18 protein-coding genes are annotated in these 20,706 nt (G+C 64.0%); 4 read left to right on the forward strand and 14 right to left on the reverse strand.

The features are described 5' to 3' along the window. Positions 1-483: 483 nt before the first annotated feature. The 7 genes from SH412_RS02945 to SH412_RS02975 form a co-directional block, all read right to left on the reverse strand. Positions 484-2,355 (reverse strand): ABC transporter ATP-binding protein, encoded by a 1,872-nt coding sequence (locus SH412_RS02945; RefSeq protein ID WP_336522015.1) that lies wholly within the window; start codon positions 2,353-2,355, stop codon positions 484-486. A gap of 194 nt (positions 2,356-2,549) precedes the next feature. Continuing rightward, on the reverse strand, positions 2,550-4,451 hold the full coding sequence (locus SH412_RS02950; protein ID WP_336522016.1) for a cytochrome b N-terminal domain-containing protein: 1,902 nt from the start codon (positions 4,449-4,451) through the stop codon (positions 2,550-2,552). Continuing rightward, a complete protein-coding gene (locus SH412_RS02955) occupies positions 4,448-5,005 on the reverse strand; it encodes a QcrA and Rieske domain-containing protein (RefSeq protein ID WP_336522017.1) in 558 nt (185 codons plus the stop codon). Before SH412_RS02955 ends, SH412_RS02950 begins: the two co-directional genes overlap by 4 nt. Positions 5,006-5,274: 269 nt before the next feature. Further along, positions 5,275-6,540, reverse strand: a complete 1,266-nt coding sequence (locus SH412_RS02960; RefSeq protein ID WP_336522018.1) for a YkgJ family cysteine cluster protein — start codon at positions 6,538-6,540, stop codon at positions 5,275-5,277. Positions 6,541-6,602: 62 nt separating this feature from the next. Next, the gene (gene nadD / locus SH412_RS02965) at positions 6,603-7,202 is read right to left on the reverse strand and encodes a nicotinate-nucleotide adenylyltransferase (RefSeq protein ID WP_336522019.1); all 600 of its coding nucleotides are present in this window, start codon (positions 7,200-7,202) and stop codon (positions 6,603-6,605) included. A gap of 74 nt (positions 7,203-7,276) precedes the next feature. Further along, positions 7,277-8,269 carry a DNA polymerase III subunit delta gene (gene holA / locus SH412_RS02970; protein ID WP_336522020.1) on the reverse strand — a complete coding sequence of 331 codons (993 nt, stop codon included), beginning with the start codon at positions 8,267-8,269 and terminating at the stop codon, positions 7,277-7,279. Positions 8,270-8,403: 134 nt separating this feature from the next. After that, on the reverse strand, positions 8,404-9,594 hold the full coding sequence (locus tag SH412_RS02975; RefSeq protein WP_336522021.1) for a M20 family metallopeptidase: 1,191 nt from the start codon (positions 9,592-9,594) through the stop codon (positions 8,404-8,406). A 310-nt stretch (positions 9,595-9,904) separates the two neighbouring features. Here SH412_RS02975 and eat point away from each other — a divergent pair, with 310 nt between their 5' ends. Genes eat through eutC form a run of 3 tightly spaced genes read left to right on the forward strand, consistent with a single transcriptional unit; the run spans position 9,905 to position 13,517 of the window. After that, positions 9,905-11,335 carry an ethanolamine permease gene (gene eat, locus SH412_RS02980; protein ID WP_336522022.1) on the forward strand — a complete coding sequence of 477 codons (1,431 nt, stop codon included), beginning with the start codon at positions 9,905-9,907 and terminating at the stop codon, positions 11,333-11,335. A gap of 2 nt (positions 11,336-11,337) precedes the next feature. After that, a complete protein-coding gene (locus tag SH412_RS02985) occupies positions 11,338-12,720 on the forward strand; it encodes an ethanolamine ammonia-lyase subunit EutB (protein WP_336522023.1) in 1,383 nt (460 codons plus the stop codon). Between the two features lie 2 nt (positions 12,721-12,722). Next, positions 12,723-13,517, forward strand: a complete 795-nt coding sequence (gene eutC / locus SH412_RS02990) for an ethanolamine ammonia-lyase subunit EutC (RefSeq protein WP_336522024.1) — start codon at positions 12,723-12,725, stop codon at positions 13,515-13,517. A gap of 40 nt (positions 13,518-13,557) precedes the next feature. Here eutC and SH412_RS02995 read toward each other — a convergent pair whose 3' ends face one another. From SH412_RS02995 to SH412_RS03015, 5 genes are all read right to left on the reverse strand, one after another. Beyond that, on the reverse strand, positions 13,558-13,995 hold the full coding sequence (locus SH412_RS02995) for a hypothetical protein (protein ID WP_336522025.1): 438 nt from the start codon (positions 13,993-13,995) through the stop codon (positions 13,558-13,560). 4 nt (positions 13,996-13,999) lie between these two features. Then, positions 14,000-14,947 carry a DUF1559 domain-containing protein gene (locus SH412_RS03000; RefSeq protein WP_336522026.1) on the reverse strand — a complete coding sequence of 316 codons (948 nt, stop codon included), beginning with the start codon at positions 14,945-14,947 and terminating at the stop codon, positions 14,000-14,002. Positions 14,948-15,394: 447 nt separating this feature from the next. Continuing rightward, on the reverse strand, positions 15,395-15,673 hold the full coding sequence (locus SH412_RS03005) for a hypothetical protein (RefSeq protein ID WP_336522027.1): 279 nt from the start codon (positions 15,671-15,673) through the stop codon (positions 15,395-15,397). Positions 15,674-15,710: 37 nt separating this feature from the next. Beyond that, complete coding sequence (locus SH412_RS03010; RefSeq protein ID WP_336522028.1) at positions 15,711-16,310, reverse strand: anthranilate synthase component II; 600 nt, start codon at positions 16,308-16,310, stop codon at positions 15,711-15,713. A gap of 92 nt (positions 16,311-16,402) precedes the next feature. After that, entirely contained in the window at positions 16,403-17,401 is a 999-nt protein-coding gene (locus SH412_RS03015) for a GDP-mannose 4,6-dehydratase (RefSeq protein WP_336522029.1), read from the reverse strand. A gap of 195 nt (positions 17,402-17,596) precedes the next feature. On the opposite strand from SH412_RS03015, the gene SH412_RS03020 reads away from it, so the two are divergent. Continuing rightward, a complete protein-coding gene (locus SH412_RS03020; RefSeq protein WP_336522030.1) occupies positions 17,597-18,178 on the forward strand; it encodes a DUF1802 family protein in 582 nt (193 codons plus the stop codon). Between the two features lie 33 nt (positions 18,179-18,211). Here the strand turns inward: SH412_RS03020 and SH412_RS03025 are convergent, their stop codons facing one another. Both SH412_RS03025 and SH412_RS03030 read right to left on the reverse strand, forming a co-directional pair. Then, the gene (locus tag SH412_RS03025) at positions 18,212-19,765 is read right to left on the reverse strand and encodes a hypothetical protein (RefSeq protein ID WP_336522031.1); all 1,554 of its coding nucleotides are present in this window, start codon (positions 19,763-19,765) and stop codon (positions 18,212-18,214) included. 138 nt (positions 19,766-19,903) lie between these two features. Beyond that, entirely contained in the window at positions 19,904-20,506 is a 603-nt protein-coding gene (locus SH412_RS03030; protein ID WP_336522032.1) for a hypothetical protein, read from the reverse strand. Positions 20,507-20,706: the final 200 nt, after the last annotated feature.

Below are 20,706 nucleotides of genomic sequence, written 5' to 3' on the forward strand. Positions count from 1 at the left end.
CCGGTCCGGTGGTGCATTCCATCAACAGGGATGGGCGGAATCGCAGTCCTGCCCGACTGAATGTTACGCGATGCCGCGAAGCGGCCCCTGGCATGACCGGCAGGCTTTCGCGTGGCGACCTCAATCTGGCGTAAAGTCGCAAACGATGATCAGATCAGCGGTTGGGCATTTCTGCGAGATCTGAGCGGACTTCCTGCCGGTCGGCGGAATTCGCACAACCGCTGCAATCGGCCCTGCGATCTCCGGATGATTTGCACCATCGCGAACGAGCCTGCTGACCCGGAGTTTGTTTCGTTTTTGTGTTGAGAAGAATCGACAGTGCGCCAGGGGCCGTGTTTCAGTTCCCGAACACGTTGTCAGGCGGCAGCATGAGGCTCGGGCGGGCTTTCGGGCCGATACGACGAATCGTGATTGATTCCGGTCGTTTACATGGCGATTACCGCGGTCAGCCAGCGAGCCATTCTGTAAACCCGGATCCCGCAATCAGCGTCTCCGGACGGCCATTTCCACCCGGTCCGACTGCCGGCGCTCAATCGCGGCGAGCGAGGCCTGCGGAATCGACGCGATCAACTGGCGCGTGTACTCGTTCGCCGGATTCGCGTAGATCCGGTCGGAGGGGCCAAACTCGACGATCTTCCCGGCGTTCATCACGGCCATCATGTCCGACATGAACTTCACCACGCCCAGATCGTGGCTGATGAAGATATACGTCAATCCTCGCTCTTCCTGCAGGTCCTTTAACAGATTGAGCACCTGAGCCTGCACGGAGACGTCCAGGGCCGAGACCGATTCGTCACAGATCAGAAACTCGGGCTCGACGGCCAGCGACCGTGCGATGCAGAGGCGCTGGCGCTGCCCGCCGCTGAATTCGTGGGGATAACGGTCCAGATGCTCGGAGAGGAGCCCGACTTCGTGCAGCAGTGAGGCGGCCCGATCCCGTCGGTCGCGGGCCGACGCACCGAGCCGATGGACCGCCATCGCTTCCGTCAGCATGGTTTCGACGGTCATGCGGGGATTCAGCGAACTGTAAGGATCTTGAAACACGATCTGCATCCGACGGCGATGGGACCGCAGTTCCCTCCCTCGCAACGAGCTCCAGCGGAGTCCGTCGAATGTCACGTCTCCGCCGGTGATCGCCGTCAGCCGCATCAGAGCCCGGCCGGTGGTCGTCTTGCCGCAGCCCGATTCGCCGACCAGCCCGAGGGTCTGGCCCTTGTAGACTTTGAACGAGATCCCGTCGACAGCCTTCACAAAACCGGCCACATGTCGGAAAAACCCCTTGCGGATCGGGTAATACACCTGCAGATCGCGGACGTCGAGCAGCGGCGGCGTCCCTTCGGGAACCAACGCGGTCCCGGCCGGATCGTCTGCCGGCTTCCACTCGATGCCGCCTGCTTTCAGTTCCGACTCCGGGTGGAGCAGTCGGCCTCGCCCCCGGCCTTCGATTTCTGCCAGCCGTTCGGGACCGAGGGTTTTTTCGACGATCAGCAGTTCGCCATCCGGTCCGGTCGAGCTTTCCATGTAGTCCGCAACGGTTGGCAATCGGCGGCGGGTCGCTTCCAGTCGCGGTCGGCACGCGAGCAATCCGCGGGTGTAGGGATGTTCCGGATTTCGGAACAGCTCCACGACCGGTTTGTACTCGACCAGTTTTCCGCGGTACATCACCGCCACTTCGTCCGCGATTTCCGCGATGACCCCCAGGTCGTGCGTGATGAACAGCACGGCCATGCCCCGTTCATCCCGCAGTCGGCGGATCAGGTCGAGAATCTGGGCCTGAATTGTCACGTCGAGGGCGGTCGTCGGTTCATCCGCAATCAGCAGCTTCGGATTGCAGCTCAGGGCCATCGCGATCATGACCCGCTGCTTCTGCCCGCCGGACATTTCGTGCGGGAAGCTGTCGATCCGCCGGTCGGCCTCGGGAATGCCGACTTCCCGAAACAGTTCGATCGCCCGTGCGCGAGCTTCTTCGACCGAGACCTTCTGGTGCAGCCGGATGGCTTCCATGACCTGCCAGCCGACGCGATAGACCGGGTTCAGCGACGTCCCAGGCTCCTGGAAGATCATGCTGATGTCGCGGCCGCGGAGTTTGCGCATCTCGGCGATCGGCAACTGGACGAGATTTCGTCCGAGAAAGGAGATGCTGCCCCCTTCGATCGACGCGCCGACGTCCGGCAGCAACCGCATGATCGACAGCGACGTGACTGACTTGCCCGACCCGGACTCGCCCACCAGGCCTAGCGTCTGTCCGGGGCGAATCTTCAGCGCCAGACCGTCAACGGCTTTGACGACGCTCCCGTCCGTGCGAAAGCAGGTCTTGAGTCCGTCGATCTCTAACAGCGGCGCAATGTCGCTCATACGTCCTCCGTGCCGAGTGAGCACGCAGAATCGTCGAACGTCCGCAGGGAGTCAAGCTGCCGTGAGGGATTGGCGCAATGCGGGCGGACAGGAACCGCCCCTTCGCGATCGATGCCGGAAGAATGCAGGATCCGTCCGCTTGGGAAGTCGGCGGAATAAACGGCATCGTCGCGGAGGCCACTCTCGGGCCCCGACTACTCCGCCTTCGACGGCGAGGCCTCTGGACGGTAATAGTCGCCGAGCATCCAGTCGACGAGCAGTTCGATCTCCTGCGGCGACATCGATTGCTCGAAGCTCGGCATGGCGTTGTTGTCACCATAGAAGTCGGCGTGCCCCGGCTGCTTCAGGAAGTCGATCAGCCACTTCCGACCGCCATAGCCGGTCAGCGTGGGGGCTCCGGCTCCGGAATTCTCGCTCAGGGCCGTTTCTTCGCCGGCCACATGCATACCGTGGCAATCGATGCATGCCGACGACAACGATCCGGACGCCAGAGTCGCGGACGCAAAGACTTCACGCCCGGCGGCGACGAGCGCCGCGTCATAGGGCTGCAGGTCCTTCCGGCCGCTCTGGGCTGCCAGAAATTCAACCAGGGCTTTGACACTGGCGGCGTTTGCGGGCTGCTTGAGGACTTCTGCGTTGTCTTTGCACCAGCTCGCCATGTCTCCGGTCAGGAAACGCTCGCCCACGTTCTTTCCGTTGTGCGTGGCGTTCTTGAGCGGTTCAAACGTCGCGTCGTAGTCGGTCAGGACTTTCAACATCCATTCGCGCGAGCCGAACCCTCCCAGATCCGCCGCCGTCGCCGGATCCACGGCAAAGTTCTTGGAATGATCCGGGTTGAAAGTCACTTTCCAAACGTCGGCCCCCAGGCCGTTCTTGCCGTCCAGGCGATGGCAATTCGCGCACCGCCTGGCGAACAGCTTCGGCCCCATGAACAGCGGATCGTGCTGCACCAACTCCATCGCCCCGCCGCCGGGAATTCCCAGCGCCGACGCCAGTTCGACCGCCCGGTGGCCCTCCCGCTCGGCCTCGTGATACGCCGCCTGGTATTCCAGATCAGCCGCGTCTTCTTTCACCGCGATGAAGGAGAGGTAGCCCATTCCCGCCAGCAGCACGCCCAGGAACGACAGATTGAAAATGTGTCCCGCCCGGCTGCGGCCGATGAACGGCATCAGCACAATCACGCCCGCGATCAGCGTCGGGATGTAGACGGCCCCCACCTCCACGCCGTGCTTCTGGATGAACTCCATCTTCAGGAAGCGGAACAGAAACAAGAATTCCCACTCGGGACGGGCTGCACCGAAGGAGTCGACGTTGTTGGCGGGGCCCCACAAGGGGGCGCCAACCCAGGCCGTCAGCCCGACCACGATTGCCAGAACTCCGAGGCAGGCCAAGCCGTCTCGCAGAGCCTGATCCGGCCAGTAGCGGACGGCCGGCTCGGATCTGGTCTTCTCGCCGACCGCCAGACCGTGCCGGAACACGAGCCTGGAGTAGACGACGAGCAACCCGATCGCAATCGCCGGCAGGAGTCCCGCGTGCAGCGCGAAGAACCGGGTCAGGGTCTGATTGCCCATGATCTTGCCACCCTGCGCCACGGTCAGCGCAGGCTGTCCGACGAAAGGAGCGGTTCCCAGGATCTTGTTGCGGGCGACAGAACCGTGATATCCGTACTGGTCCCACGGCAGCAGAAAGCCCGTCAGGAAGATCAGCATCACGACTTGCAGCATCGCCAGGCCGACCCAGAAGTTGACTTCCCGCGGCTGCAGATAAACCCGGTACACAATGAGCTGGAGGAAGTGGAGTCCCAGCAGGACCATGAGCGTGTGGGCGGCGTAGTGGTGCACGCCGCGGATCAGCCAGCCGAGCGTCAGTTCGTGCTGAATGAAGAACGTGCTTTCCCAGGCGGTCTGCGTGCCGGGGCTGTAGGCAGCCCAGAGCAGCAGGCCGGTCACCGCCTCCAGGAAGAAGGTGAAGGCGAGCATGGCGCCCCAGGTGTAGCGCCAGCGCGGCCCGCCCGGGATCGAATACTCCAGAAACCGGCCCCACGCGGTGCACCAGCCGGTGCGTTCATCGAACCAGGCGGACAGCTTGTTGATCACAGTTCCACCTTCTGGGTCTTGCCGCCCTCGAATTCCTGATACTTCACCCAGACGCCGCCATCTTTGCGTACGTCGACGAGCAGGGTGTCCATACTGCGCGGAGCGATGTGGGTGATCTGTTCGCCGTCGAGCTTGAAATGCGCTCCGTGACACGGGCAGAGGAAGGTTTTGTCCGCAGGCTTGAGCTCGATCTTGCAGCCGAGATGCGGGCAGATGTCGTTCAGCGCCAGCACGATCCCCGGCCCCATCAGTCTCAGATAAACAGATCCAATAGTCCGATTTCGAAAGATGTTCCAAGCATCCACACGATCGGCCCGCAGCGCAAAATGGACCGGTTCTCCCGAAGCCGGGAGCTGCGAGACATTCGCGACGTACAGAAAACCGTTCTCAGCGCCGCGGAACGGCTCGCGTCGCTTCAGCAGCGGATCCAGGAAGAACGCCAGTCCGGCGGCGAACGGAGACAGAACGGCGGTTCCCACGATGGCCAGCGTGGCCAACGACTTGAGGAAGCCGCGACGCGGAGTGGCCTCCGCGGCATCCAGCGGATCAGACATGGTCAGTCTCTCCGGAGAGCATCAGTTCGGGGCAGGCGTCAATGGCGGGTGACCCGGCGAGCGGATCGTCGCAGGCAGGCATGTCAGCACGTTGATATCAAGCTTAGCTCGCCAATCCGTCCTGCAGCAAGCTCAAGTCGCGATTTCACGGAATTGATCGTTGCGGAACCAATGACTGTCACACGAGATACAGCACTTCAGACGTTCCGGCGGGGAGCGGGCAGTCCAGTATTTTCGAAGCGAGTTGGCAGTTCGGCAGGCGGGAGCCCCTACGTCGGGCGTGCATACCACGTGCACAGCGACGCCAGCCCGCCTGTCTGAGCCAGTCGTCGGACACGGGTTTGCATGTGCCCCTGGCCGAGCAGTCCCGAGAATCCGTGATTGTGATCCGCAAGATTCAGTGCGAGATTCACATCGTCGTCGCTGGGTTGAGTACGCCCCTTCCCCGCCGCCACCCAGCGGGCCAGCCAGAGCGTGATGGGGAACATCAAAACCAGACTCGCCACCCCTTCCGTAAACGGTGCGTCGTAAAAGCCGCGACCGCAGAAGTGCAGTCCCTGGGTCTTCACCCGGAAATACCGCTCGAACAGTTCCTCCACTCCTGGAGTCAGCCGGCCCATCGGCCCCTCAAGCGCCTCGAAGCGGACTGCGGGCAAGTCCTCCTGCATGGCCGGCAGCTCTCCCGTTCCGCGGAGAAACCGCAAAATCGCCCGCAACAGCCGGTAGCGTCCCCCCCAGCCCGAGTTCAATTGATCGACCGTATCCTTCCGGGTGTAGGCCGCGGCCAGGATCCGGAAGTCCAGCCTGGCGACGCGCGAGGGCTCCACAGCCATTGGAAACCGTGCATGTTCGACCGCCGCGGCCTGTCGAATGATTCCCAGGAATTCCTGCAGTTGCTGCCCCTGGACCGTCGCGAAGTGCGACTGCTCGACAATTCCGGTCCACGTCAGAATTCGCAGCAGACGCAATTGCAACGGAGCCGTCGGATCGGCAAATGACTCGTCCAGCGCCGTCACGAACTGTTGAAAGTCGTCCCAACCAACCTGCTCGCTTCGCGTCAGTCGCGGCGCCGGCAGATTCTCAGCCCCTTGGGGAACGGCCAGCGTCGCCAGTTCGGTCAATTCCGGGCGCTGCGCCGCGACCGCAGCGCCCCGATTGGCAGTCACAGAAGGGCAACTGAACCGCAGACTCACTGCGAGACGTCCCCCCGCCGGGTGGAAGGCGTATGGATAGATCCGGCAAGGGAGCGGCTTGGCCGCTTCACCGAACTTTGCATGAATCCGGCACAGGCCCTGTTCGTTCAGAAAGACGCACCCGCCATCCGATCGATGCCCCAGCCGGTAGCGTTTCTTCCAGGGCGGTCCGGCATGCCAGACCAGCACCGGCCGATCGGCGGGGACCCCGTCCGCCGGCGTCCAGTCCTGCGATACGATCCGCTGCCGCTCTTCCTCGGTCACTTCGATCAGGTGCTGTCTGCAGCAACCGGCACAATTGTGACAGCTCCAGTTCTGCAGCGTGGGAAGTTCGAGGCGCATTGGTCCGCCGGCAAGGTGTCGTCCAGGTGGCACAGAAAGTCCTGTCTGCGCGTTTCGCCATCTCAGTCTGCAGTGGCGCGATAGATCCCCTCAAAAATAATCCGTCGCTCCACCGCCGCCGGCACGAGATATCGGATCGAGCGGCCCGTCCGGACTCGCTCCCGAATGTCCGTGGCGGAAATGTCGATTCCGGGCATCTTCACGATCCGCACCCGTTCGGCCAGCTTCCCCAGCGGCGACAGCTCCGGCAATGGCCGGTCGCCGCGATTCACGCCGACAATCGTTGCCAGTTCAGCAATCCGTTCGGGTTGACGCCACTGTGGAAAACTCTCGAGCGAATCGGCTCCCATCAGCAGAAACAGCTCCCGCCCCGGGTTCTCGGCATGCAGAATCTCCAGCGTGTCGACCGTCCATGAAGGACCGCTACGATCGATTTCACACCGCGACACCCGGAAGTCAGGGTGGACCGCGATTGCCACGGAAATGAGTCCATATCGTTGTTCCGCCGGCGTTTGCTCCGCGGGCGACTTGAACGGCGACTGCGCCGCCGGCACGAACCAGACTTCGTCGAGTTCGCACTGCTCCCGGCACTGCTCGGCCAGAATCAGATGGCCGATGTGAATCGGATCGAACGTTCCGCCATAGATGCCAATTCGCGCCACGAGAACGATACCTTATTTCCTCGTCTCCAGGCTCTGCCCGGGAACGCACACTTCCGATGCTCCGCTTCGTCCTGTCAATCTCCGCGTCCCGACAACTGCAGGAGCAGCAACTCGAGCTGCATCCGGTCCGGCAACCGGCTCCCCCCTTTGAGCCCGCTGTCGGTGGCCAGCAGCCGGCCCAGAATCCGCTCGGCCTTCGCCCGGCCGATCCGCTTGAGGTAGCCGGTCACAATCCCCACATCCCGCGGAAAGACGCCCGCCGCCCGGAGCCCCTCGTCGAGCGGCATTCGCCGGGAATTTTCCGTGCCGTGGGCATACTTCCGGAAGACGTAATTGATGCCCCCCACCAGCTTAGGAGCCGCTTCACCCGCGGTCAGCAACTGCCCAAGAGCCGCGAACGCCGCATTCAGATCCCCGTCGCGAGCGGCGTCGGTCATCGCCCACGTCGTCTCAGTCCGCCAGCCGCCGACCAGCGTCCGGACGTCGGCCTCTTCGATCTTCTCCCGCTCGCCGATGTAAGACGCCAGCTTCGACAATTCCTGGTCGAACAGCCCCAGATCTTCCCCCACCAGCTCGATCAGCAGCGGCCCCGCCTCGCGGGCCAGCGTTTTGCCATAAGTCGTGCGGGCCGTCTCCTGCAGCCACTTGATCAGGGCCGCCCCCTCCAGCTTGCTGCACTCGATCTCGCTGTTCGTCTTCGCGAGCTGTTTCGCCAGCCGGGTGTTCTTCGGCCACGACTTCACGTCCAGAACCAGCACCGCCTTCTTCGACGGCTTCTCGGCGTACTTCTCCAGACCCGCGCGGTTCTTCGTGACGAAGTCCTCCGCGTCGTCGATCTGCACCAGCCGGCGGTCGCCCCACATCGAGACAGTCCGCAACTCGTCGGTAATCGTCTGCAGATCGACGTCTTTGCCTGTAAACCGGCTCAGCGACGACTCGTCGTCCCCGATCGCCGCTGTCCGCAGTTGCTGCAGGACGTTCGTCTTCAGATGCCGCTGCCCGCCGGACAGCACCACGATGGCCGGAATCTCCGCCGGGGGCTGCCGCAGGAACTCCGTCCCATGCATGTCTCGATACTCCTTGCAGCCAGACTACCGAGTCGAAGTAGGGTGAGTCGAGTCTTCGAGGCTCACCATCACGTGCAGAAGTCGTGGTGAGCCTCGAAGACTCGACTCACTCCGCCTTTGAACCGTCGGAGCAATTACCGCAGCCGCTCCGCCCCGTCGGCGCAGAACTGGTAGTACACCTCGGCCCCCTGCCGGAGCTGCTCGATCTCGATCCACTCGTCCTTCGTATGCGCCTGGGCGATATCTCCCGGCCCAAAGACAACGGCCGGAACCTGCGCCAGCGCCACGCGGGACGCGTGCGTCCCGTACGGCACGCCGATCTTGGCCTTGGGGCCAACCACCGGAACGATTGATTTCATCAGGGCCTCGGCCAGAGCGCCGTTCAGATCATCCGACAGCGGCGGGCTGTTCACGAACGGCGGATCGTTCGAAAAAGGGATGTCCGTCCGTGCCTTCAGGAAGTTCGTCACCTCCTCGATCAGCCCCGTCCGGTCTTCGCCCGGCAGCACGCGACGGTCGATGTCGATGGCGCACCCGTCCGGCACCACATTGACGCTGCTTCCTCCGGCGATCAGGCCGACGGAAAATGTCGCCGGTCCGCACAAGGGATGGGCCGGTCGGGAGCCCGGCAGCCACGCCGCGAACTCTTCGAGCACCCCCAGGAGCTTCCCCATCCGGTAGATGGCGTTTACGCCGTCCATCGGCCGGGAACTGTGGCACGCCACCCCTTCCGTCCGCAGCTTCCAGCGGTAGGCTCCGCGATGGGCGACGACAATGTCGAGCAGCGTCGGTTCCGCGACGATCGCGGCGGTCGGCTTCTGCGGACAGAGCTTGTACGCCGGCTTCCGGCCGAGCCAGGCGTCGACGAGGTGGTTGATCCCCAGGCTGGTGGCCTCTTCGTCGCAGGTCAGCGACAGGACGACATGCGGCCGGCCCGAAGGACGGTCTTTGCACAGCCGGAGGAACGCCGCCAGCATGGCGGCCATCCCCCCTTTGACGTCGCAGGTCCCGCGTCCGAACAGCTTGCCGTCCCGCTCGACCGGATCGAACGGCGGAATCACCATCCCGTCAGTGGGGACCGTATCCTGGTGGGCATCCAGCAGCAGCGTCGGAGCATCGGCCGATTCGGCGTCGAGGCGGGCCAGGACGTTCGCCCGGCCGGGAGCCGTTTCGACCCGCTCCCAGGCCACATCCGCTTTGGTGAGGACGTCGACCAGGTACGCCGTCACCCGAGTTTCCAGGTACTCGGGCCCTGTCACGTCCCGTCCCATCGGGTTGACGCTGGGAATGGCGACCAGATCCTTGAGGAGCGGCAGCGGATCCATTGCAATCCTGTCGTCGGCAGAAACGCAGCCCCGGCCGACGCACGACGGAACCGACCATCGCGCGCGGAGGCTTCGGATGTGGAGTGTCGACACTGGCCCCGACTCCGTCAAACCAGCGAGCGCGGAATTTGGTCCGTGGTCCGTGGTCAGTGGCGGGAGGACTCCGACGGTCTTCGCTGGCTCTCGTCTCTGGTCTCTCGAATTTCCCTGCATTGCCTCGCACGGCTCACACCGAGTAGTCTGGCGCGCCACACGTTCTGCCTGCAGCCGGGGATCTCTCGCACTTCATGCCCCCCAACCGGACTTGCGCATGTCCGCCGCTACGGCCGCTCCGCCCCAGCTCAAACGCACGCTCGGACCGCTCAGCCTCTGGGGGCTGGGTGTCGGTTATGTGATCTCCGGGGAGTACTTCGGCTGGAATCTGGGTCTCCCGCTGGGGGGCTCGCTCGGCATGCTCATCGCCTTCGTCATCGTGACGACGATGTACATCACCTTCGTCCTGAGCTACGTGGAACTCGCCTGCGCCATTCCCAGAGCCGGCGGCGGCTTCGTCTACGGCGTCCGCGGCCTCGGACGCTGCGGCGGATATTTCACCGGCGTCGCACAGGTCGTCGAGTTCATTTTCGCCCCGCCGGCGATTGCCATGGCCATCGGCGCGTATGCCGCCACCTGGCGTCCCGGCACCGATCCGCGGATGGTGGCCTTGGTCGCGTTTGTGGCCTTCACGGCCCTCAACCTCTGGGGCGTCCAGCAGGCGGCGGCCTTCGAACTGATCGTGACACTGTTTGCGGTCGGCGAAATTCTGCTCTTCACCGGCGCTGCCGCCCCGCATGTCAGCCTGGAGCGATTCGCCGCGAACGGTCTGCCGAACGGCGTCTGGGGCATCATCGGCGCGTTGCCGTTTGCGATCTGGTTCTATCTGGCCATCGAAGGGGTCGCGAACGCCGCCGAGGAAGCTCGCAATCCCCAGCGCGATGTTGCCATCGGCTTCGGCTCGGCCCTCGCGACGTTGGTGGTTCTGGCAAGTTGCGTTCTGGTCTGCGCCGTGGGCGTCGGCGGCTGGGAACAGATCGTCTGGTCACCGGGCGATCTCGTTCAGACCACCGCCGGTCTGGTCCCGCGCGAGGGGGCGCCGATGTCCGACAGCCCCTTGCCGTTGGCGCTGGGCCAGGTTTTTTCGTCGAATCACACGCTCTACCATTTGCTGATCGGCGTCGGGGCGCTGGGGTTGATCTCCAGCCTCAACGGGATCATCCTGATCGCCAGCCGGGCGCTGTTCGAAATGGGCCGGGCCGGGTTTCTGCCCCGCCGGATCGGCAAAGTCCACCCCCGCACGCACGCTCCCGCCAACGCCCTGCTGCTCAATCTTGCCATTGGAGCCGCGTCGATCCTGTTTCTCGACACCGGCCGACTGATCACGCTGGCCGCAATGGGGGCCGTCACGCTCTACGTCCTTTCGATGGAAGCGCTGGTTCGACTGCGAACCCGCGAACCCGATCTCCCCCGCCCGTTCCGCACGCCCTGGTATCCCATCTTCCCGCGGACCGCGCAAGCCATCGCCGCGGTCTGCCTCGCCGCCATGCTCTGGCAGAATCTTTCCTTCGCCGAGCCGCTGCTGTCCGTCACCCTCTGGTATGCCTTCGCAGCCCTCGTCGCGGCGGCGTATTATGGCATCGTCGTCCACTGGCAACCGGACGTCGCCGCAAACGAAGCCGCCGTCGAACTTGTCGAGACCGCCTGATCATGGCCCGCTACCGTTGCACGCTGGGATCGCGCACGTGGGTCTTCGACGACCTGCGGCAGGTCCTCGCCAAAGCCAGCCCGCGTCGCTCGGGGGACGAGCTCGCCGGCCTCGCCGCGGCCTGCGACGAAGAACGGGTCGCCGCGCGGATGGTCCTCGCGGACATTCGTTTAGACGAACTCCTGGCCGAGCCGGTGATCCCCTACGAAGACGACGAAGTCACCCGCTGGATCTGCGATTCGCACGACGCCGAGGCCTTCGCCCCCGTCCGCAGCCTGACCGTCGGCGAATTCCGCGACTGGCTGCTGCGCTATGAAACCACGCCCGACGTACTTGGCCGCCTCGCTCCGGGCCTCACGCCTGAAATGGTCGCCGCCGTCAGCAAGCTGATGCGCAACCAGGACCTCGTCCTCGTCGCCAGCAAGTGCCGGGTCGTCACTCGCTTCCGCAATACGCTGGGGCTGCCCGGCCGACTCGCCGTCCGGTTGCAGCCCAACCATCCCACGGACGACCCGCGCGGCATCGCGGCCTCGATCCTCGACGGACTCTGCTACGGCTGCGGCGACGCCGTGATCGGCATTAATCCCGCGACCGACAACGTCGGCAACACGATCCTCCTCTGGAAACTCGTCGACGAGTGGATCACCGGCCACAACATCCCCACACAGTCCTGCATTCTCTCGCACGTCACCACCACCATGCAGGCCATCCAGCACGGCGCGCCCGTCGACCTCGTCTTTCAGTCGATCGCCGGGACCGAGGCCGCTAACCGCAGCTTCGGCATCGATCTGGCTCTGCTCGATGAAGCACGCGCGATGGCGCTCGAACTGAAGCGAGGCACGGTCGGCGAAAACGTGATGTACTTCGAAACCGGCCAGGGCTCGTGCTTGTCGGCCGGCGCCCATCACGGCGTCGACCAGCAGACCCTCGAAGCCCGCGCCTACGCCGTCGCCCGCCGCTACCAGCCGCTGCTGGTCAACACCGTCGTCGGATTCATCGGTCCCGAGTACCTCTACGACGGCAAGCAGATCATCCGGGCCGGGCTCGAAGATCACTTCTGCGGCAAGCTGCTCGGCGTCCCAATGGGCTGCGACATCTGCTACACGAACCACGCCGAGGCCGACCAGGACGACATGGACACGCTCCTGTCACTGCTGGGCCTGGCCGGCTGCAATTACATCATGGGCGTCCCCGGCGCGGACGACATCATGCTCAATTACCAGTCGACTTCGTTCCACGACAGTCATTATCTGCGGCAGGTCCTGGGACTCCGCCCGGCTCCTGAGTTCGAGGCCTGGCTGCGACAGGCGGGTATTCTCGACGTGGATGGGCGGCTGTGTCCTCTCGAACCCCGGCATCGCCTCCTGCAGTCGGCAGGAGCCTGATCATGCCCGAGACGCCCTTTGACGCCTGGCAGTCTCTGCGGCGGCTCACCGCCGCCCGGATCGCCCTCGGCCGGACGGGCGGGAGTCTCCCGACGCGCGAACTCCTGGCGTTCGGGCAGGCACATGCCCAGGCTCGCGACGCCGTCCATGCTCCGTTTGACGACCACCGGCTCGCCGGTGCTCTGCGGCCTCTGGGCTTCGAGGTGCTTCGCCTGGCGACCGACGCCGTCGATCGGGCCGAATTTCTCCGTCGTCCGGACCTGGGCCGTCGGCTCGATGCGGCCAGCCGGGAGGCTCTACGGCAGGTCGTGCGACCCGCTGACGGTTTCGATCTGGCGGTGACACTCTCCGATGGCCTGTCCGCCCCTGCTGTCATCGCTCAAGCCCCGGCACTGCTGCAGGAACTCCTGCCGCGTCTCGCTTCGGAGGGCTGGCGGATTGCCCCGCTGGTCATTGTCCGTCACGGCCGGGTGGCGGTGTCCGATGAAGTTGGAGAAATTCTCGGCGCGCGGATCTCGCTGGTGCTCCTCGGCGAACGCCCGGGATTGGGAACCGCCGACAGTCTCGGAGCCTACTTCGCCCACAATCCGCGACCGGGCCGAACCGACGCCGAGCGCAACTGCGTCTCAAACATCCGTCCCGCCGGCCTGCCGATTCCTCAGGCGGCAGACACGCTGCACTATCTCCTGTCCGCCTCGCGGACCAGGCGTCTGAGCGGCGTGCAACTCAAGGACGATCGCGGGCTGGCGCTGTTGAACAACGAAACCGCCGCCAGGATTGGCGGCGGTTCGAGCTGATTGCGTCATCGTTTCCGGCTGCTTGGGCAGGCCCGCGTCGTTATGACGTCAGGTCGAAGTGAAGCGAGTTTTCCCCCGGTTCGAGCTCCTCCACCAGCGTCGACTGGCTGTTGTACTTGGCGGGAATCGCCTCCTTCACTTCGTCCACCAGGGTTCCCGGCGGGGCGGGTGATCCTAGTTCGACCTGTTTCCCGGTCGGCCGGGACCACCGGATTTCGACGCGGTACTTACCAGCCGATGGTCCGCTGGTGGCGGGGATGCTGTATTCCCCGGACGAGATTTCTGCTCCGGCGCTCGGCTGTTTCGAGTCTGCGGCCGGAACGAAAGAAATGGCTCCCTGCTCGATGGGGCGGCCGTCCAGGGTGACGATGCCGCTGACGGCAACGCGCGGCGGACCCGAGTTGCCGCAGCCCGCATTTACGGCAGCGGTCCCGCCGATGACGATCAGCAGGGTCAGTTGTCGAATTGTAAACGGCATGACTCTAGAACTCCCCGAGAACATTGCCATCGGCCATCCACGCCAGGTTCTGCCACGTCGTCAGCGAGATGTTTTCGCTCACGAAGCGAATTGCCCCGTCGCCCAGCAGGACGTGCGAGCCGCCGACATGCCGGCTGCGGGAGGTGGCGAAGTTGTTGTCGGTATTGCCGTCGGGAACGCAGGGCAGATTCATCAGCGGCAGATTGGTGGTGGTGGTGCAGGCGGCGGGATAGGCCAGCAGATTGTCCGGGGCCTTGCTGTTCGGCGGATTGGTGGCGTGCAGATATTGTGCGCCGGCGCGGTTCGTGTAGAACCAGCCGCGCCAGTCGTCGGACGTCCCGGTGAGGTACTCCGCGACCAGCATCGTGTTGCTCGATCCGTCCATAATGTCGCGGAATCCGGCTCCCCGGTTCACGCCAAAGACGGTTCGGGTGGGCAGGGCATCAAGGTTGGTCTGTCCGTCGTTGACTCCGGAAAAGAACCCCAGGTAGTTGCTCGACGGCAGCGGCACGCTTCCGCCCGACAACTTGACGGCGCCCCCCAGTCCGTCGCTGGGGCACTGCAGCGCTCCCAGGGCCCCCCGAAGCGTGGCCGGCCAGGCCGCAGCGTTAATCCAGGGGGCGGGGCGTCCCCAGTCGTTGGACAACTCGTTGTAAACAGCCGTCTGGTCCATGTTCGGGAGCAGGAAATGCAGGAAGTACGGCCATTCCGGGCCGCCAAATCGACTTCCCGACCGGCTGATGGTCCCGGGCGGGAAGCGATTGAAGGTGTCGTGGTAGTTGTGGAGCGCCAGTCCGAGCTGCTTCAGATTGTTCTTGCACTGCGTCCGGCGGGCGGCTTCGCGCGCCTGCTGGACGGCGGGGAGGAGGAGGGCGATCAGGATTGCGATGATGGCGATCACCACCAGCAATTCAATCAGTGTGAATCCAGTCCGACGAGTTGAGACTCTCATGATGTGGCTCGTTTCACCCAGGGGAAAAAAGTAAGAACTGCCGGCAGAATCTGCCCCGGAACTGTCCGGGGAGGATGTGAAGACGAAATTGGTCGATGTCGAAGGAAAGAGGGGATGCCAGACCGGCGACTTCATCGGATTGTCAGATGATCTGTCAGGTGTTGATCGCATAGTGCACGGCGCGGGACAAACTGTCAAGGCTTTTTCGACAAACCTTGACAATCGCAGTTTCAAATCGTCCCGTGTGCTTGCTCTCCGGATCTCACGCGAAGAATCGCAAGGAATGCGATCCGCCCCGATCGTCAGAATCGGTTGGCCCCCTCGCAGGCCGCCAGCCCGCTCAGGGGTGAATGGTGCAAACGCGCGGGATCGACAATCGATGCTTGCCGGTACCCCATCAGCATTGCGAACGCGGTGGTTCTGCGCCGAAGCCCGGGGCCGGCCCAATCAGGTCCTGCTCCACGCTTCGGTGGAAACGCCGAAGTACCGTTTCGCTGCGTCGCGCGCGTCGGCAACCGTGCTGTGCCACGAATCACCGCGAACGGTCCCGTCGCGTGATTCAAAGATGAGCAGAAAACCGTCGCCATCGGCCTCGATCGTCAGGTCCAGCTCGACGCTGCGAACGGGAGTCGGCAACGGCACTGCAGCGTTCAGTGGGAGCCAACCGGTATGTGGCTCGCCCCCCACCGTCGACTGGAAACCCTCGATCCACTCGACCGCCGCCATTTTTCCCTCACGCGACAGGGGCTCGACACCCCGCCAGCTACGGCAACACCCCCGCAATCCCCAGAAAATTCCGCAGCAACTGAATCCCATTCTCAGCCGTCAGAAAACTCTCGGGGTGAAACTGCACGCCGTGGACCGGAAAATCCCGGTGCTGCAGCCCCATCACTTCCCTCGGATGCCCCGGATAGTCCACCCAGGCGGTGACCTGCAGATCGGGCGGCACCGTCTCTTCCGGCACCACCAGGCTGTGGTATCGCGTCGCGATGAACGGATTCGGGAGCCCCGCAAACACCCCCTGATTCGTGTGGTGGATCTCGGAGACCTTGCCGTGCATCAGCCGCTCGGCCCGCACGACTTTCGCCCCGTACACCTCCGCCAGCGACTGGTGCCCCAGGCAGACCCCCAATGTCGGGATCGTGGGCCCCAGCCTGCGGATCAGTTCCATCGAAATTCCCGCCTCGTGCGGCGTACACGGCCCCGGCGAAACGACGATCGCCTGCGGCTGGAGCGCGGCGATCTCGTCGACCGTGATCTGGTTGTTCCGCTCGACCCGCACCTCCAGCCGGGAATCGATCTCCCCGAACCGCTGCACGAGGTTGTAGGTGAACGAGTCGTAGTTATCGAGCATGAAGATCATGGGAGAGTCGAGTGTCCAGAGTCGAGGGAGGAAAGGGGGAAGTCGAGAGACGAGAGTCTAGTGTCGAGAGCCAGAGAAGAGGCCATCGCCCTCTATTCTCTGCGAAGCCCGAAACCCGAAGCCCGAAGCCCGTCCTCCATGTCCGCATCCACCATCATTCGCACCAGCCCGGCGAAGTCGACGTCCGGCTGCCAGCCCAGTTCCCGTCGGGCCTTCGTCGAGTCCCCCGTCAGTTCGAAGACCTCGGCCGGGCGATAGAAGTTCGGATCGACGATGACGTGGTTTTCCCAGTTCAGACCCACATGGGAGAACGCAAGTTCGCAGAATTCCTGCACGGTGTGCGACTGACCGGTGGCGACCACATAATCCTGCGGCGTCGGCTGCTGCAACATCATGTGCATCGCCCGGACGAAATCCCCCGCGAATCCCCAGTCTCGCCGGGCCTCCAGATTCCCCAGGGGCAGATCGCGGATCTGCCCCTGCTTGATCCGCGCCACGTGCGACGTGATTTTGCGCGTCACGAACTCGTAGCCCCGCCGGGGGGACTCGTGATTGAACAGAATCCCCGAGCAGACGAACATCCCGTACGCCTCGCGGTAATTCCGCGACAGCTCGTAGCCGGTCAGCTTGCTGATGCCGTACGGCGAACGGGGGCAGAACCGGGTCTGTTCGTTCTGGGGCGTCTCCGGCGCGTTGCCGAACATCTCGCTCGAACCGGCGAAGTAGACTTTGCAGTGCGGCGCCGCCTGCCGGACCGACTCCAGGACGAAGTGCGTCCCGTCGATATTTGAGCGGAACGTCGAGAACGAGTCTTCGAACGAATAGGACACAAAGCTTTGAGCCGCCAGGTGATACACCTCGTCCGGCTGGATAATCTGCACCGCCCGGTACAGGCTGGCAAAGCTCTCCAGACTCCCCGAGTGCAAAGTGATCCGGTCCCGGATTCCCTCCAGCCGGCTCAATCGATGCCGGGCGTCTTCGAGCGCCACCCGGCGGACGAGTCCATGCACTTCGTACCCGAGCGACAGCAGCAGTTCGGCGAGGTACGATCCATCCTGTCCGGTGATTCCGGTAATCAACGCGCGCGGCATGAGGGGGCACTGCCTTTCACAGCAAGTCCGTCAATCGGTCCGTCGAACGGTACGAAGTTTACCAGAATCCTCTTCGACGCTCACCCGCAAGAGCAGGTTGGACTTTCACCAATGACGGTACATCATCGTTTTTAACGTGGGCCGTCGGTTTCCGGCATTCCGCCTTCGGCATTCGACATTCCACCGAGCCAAATCATGCTTACTGACAACCGCTGGGCCTTCAAGGAATGGGCCGCGATCTGCGCCGCCCTCGACGCCGGGGCGCAGAGCCTGATCCTCCGCAAAGGAGGCATCCACGAAGGACGGGCCGGCTTCCGCGTCGACCACGGCGAATTCTGGCTCTTCCCGACGCAGTTCCATCAGGAACCCGTCCAGCTTTCGCCGAACGGCGCCCCCTGGCTCGAGATCGCCCGGCGGCAGACCCCTCCCGCGGGTCAGCTCCGGCTGGCAAACTACGCCTGCGTCGAGCAGGTGCTGGAATTGACCGCTGTTGATCAACTACCGCGACTCGCCGGCTTGCATCACTGGTCCGACGAGACCGTCGACCAGCGATTCCACTACAAACATCCCGGCCTGTTCGCGCTGGTCGTCCGTGTCTACCGCCTGCCCGAACCGCTGTTAATTCCCGACTCCCCCCACTTCGGCGGCTGCCGGAGCTGGGTCGATCTGCCGCAGGAACTGCCGACGACCGGGCTGACACCGGTCCTCAGCGATTCCGACCACGGCGCCGCGGTCCAGCACATCAACATGGCCCTCGCCGATGTCCGGTTGGCCTGATTGAGGTTTCACAGTCGTCCGGGGAAGGCTGCGTTACGTCTCGGCAGTCAGACCCAGCAGTCTCCGCGATTCGTCCATGCCCGGCGCCGTGTGTCCCGACTCGCTCGCGACGACGCGGGCCAGCGCCGTCAAATGCTGCCAGCGGAACGCCGGTCGCGTTCTGGCGAATTCGGTAGAGGCCGTTCGATAGTATTTCTCGGCATGCAGCGCTCCATCGGCGCGAACGCTGTGCTGCAGCAATTTATCGAGCAACGGCCGGGCGGCTGCGTCGTTGGCGCCGTAACACCGGACGATCGCACAGGCCCGCGCCTGATCGTTCGTGCGAATCGCCGTGTCCAGTTCGCCCAGCAGCCTGGCCGGTTCCAGCCCCGACAGGCCGGCCAGATCCACGCCCTTGTCGTTCGGCTCTTTCGGTTGCCGGCTCCCCTGCCCTGCGGTGTGGCTGGCCGCCACAATCAGGCTGGCGACTGCGTTCCGCGGATTGCAGACCGCCGCGATACTGCGCCAGGCGCTCGCCGCATCGGAGGCGTGAACGCCGACCGAATCCCCATGCACGCAACCGGGGGGCTTTTCAGCGGAGGCATACTTCTCTTCCCGGCCCGGGTCGAACAGCACCAGCTTCGTCGCCGCCAGCGAAATCGCTTCTCCAATGGCCGCGGCGGAAAAGCCTTCCGCCAGCGCCGCCGCTGCGGCTTCGGCCGCCTCGGAGCGTGTGCCCGAGTAGATCGTCTCGCTGAAGGACGCGATCCAGGCATCATCGGCCATGCGAGTCCCGAGCGGCCGGCCGATCAAGTGATACTGGTCGAGCAGTTTCGGGAGAATGTCGCGGATCGCAGACGTCCCCCAGCCCCGTTCCTTGCGACGCTTCTCGACGTCGACGCAGTACCGGACCGATTGTCGCAGCAGCGTATGGGCGTGCTCGGGACCGGTCAGGTCCAGCGTGTCCCAGGCCCGCCAGGCCAGCACCACCCGGTGGACGTCTTCTTCGTCCTCGACGAGCGGTTGAAGCTGGTTGTAGGCGTTCAGTGCGCCCTCCTGCATCATGGCGGCGAAGATCCGTTCGGACCCCTCCATATCCCCCGCGCGCTCGGCGGCATGCAGCTTTTCGTTGTCGTGAGGTCCCTCCGACGGGCTGACCGGGTGCAGCACTTCATGCTCGCGCCCGCCGGTTGCCTGCATGCGGCCCGCATTCCGGTACAGTACCTTCAGTACCGGGAGGGCCGCCTCGCGCTCCGGCAGCTCGCGGGCCATTTCCCCCGCCGGGCAGAGGGCCATGAACGTGTGAAAGCCGATGTAATCCTGCCCGCCAAAGCTGCGGGCGTTGGCCAGCGCTCCTGCTCCCAGCAGTTCGGTGAGCGACGTCCCGGAATTCAACTGCTGTACCAGTTGCGGCAGCAGCTTTTCGGGAGGCGTCTCCTGCATCTGCGCGACGAGCGACTCGTTCGAGCCAAACGTCAGCCGGTCGACATCCTCATCAGCCCACGCGGTCGAGGCCCCCAGTTCCGCGGCCAAGTGAGTCCCGATCCCGGCGGCCAGCATGGCGTTGCCGACATCCGCGAGAAATGCCCGACGGTTGTTGTGCGACATGATGTGCATCCTTCAGGGGACGGAACCGAACTCGATTCGAGCTCAGGGCGCGCCCATGAAGGTACTCTGAAAAGTCGCGGCAAACCAGAACTTTTTGCCGGCCTCGGCATTCTGCGTGGGATGAGCCGACAGCGGAACTCAACGCGCAGCCTCTTGCCTCAGTCCTTCAATCACTGCGGCAAGTTCCCGCAGCCGAGAATCGTCGAACGAACCGGTCTCAAGCTTACGGAATGATCCGCGAGAGTCGAAAATGGCAATGTTCGGCTCTCCTTCCTTCAGTCCGAACGTCCCCCGCAATGAGTTGTCAAAGTCCAGCCAGACCGGCACGTGCGGAGAACCTTTCGCAAACTGCTTTTGCAGGACCGTTCGGATGGGTTTCGGAACTGGTCCTGTGCAGGCGACCGGAATGACCCGGACGTTCGGTCCCGGATTCTCTGCCGTAAGGCCCCTCAGCGGTCGGACCGGTGCCAGGTGCCCTTCGTTCTCAGGGAGATTCGCTGCGGCGGGGTGAAACAGCACATGCAGTCCTTCCCCGAGTTTCCGGCACTCCTTCGTGGCGTGGCGGTCGCCGAAGACCAGCACCACCACCTCACCGACGTGGTCGGTGATCTGGTGCGTCTGCTGGAATTGGTCGACCAGCTTCAGATCCGCTCCCATTTGCGGGGGCGACTCGGACTGAGCCAGGGCCACTGTCGGAACGAGCAGAAGCAATGTGGCAGCAAAGTCCAGCAATGAAGTCATCGCAAACTGTCCAGGCGAAACTGACGGAACGCTAACGACTCTGGGTTTGTAGTTCGGATCAACGGCGGCGGCAACACGATTCCCTGCGGTCGGCCTGCTCTTGAGACGGTTCCGCCATTGCCCCGGACAACTCCGAGCGGTCCAATACACGCGGTCGCTCATCGATCCTGCGGTCGAACGCCTGCCCCCGGGCAGGTGAA

It is taken from the genome of Planctellipticum variicoloris, from assembly GCF_030622045.1.
Classification (GTDB): Bacteria; Planctomycetota; Planctomycetia; order Planctomycetales; family Planctomycetaceae; genus Planctellipticum; species Planctellipticum variicoloris.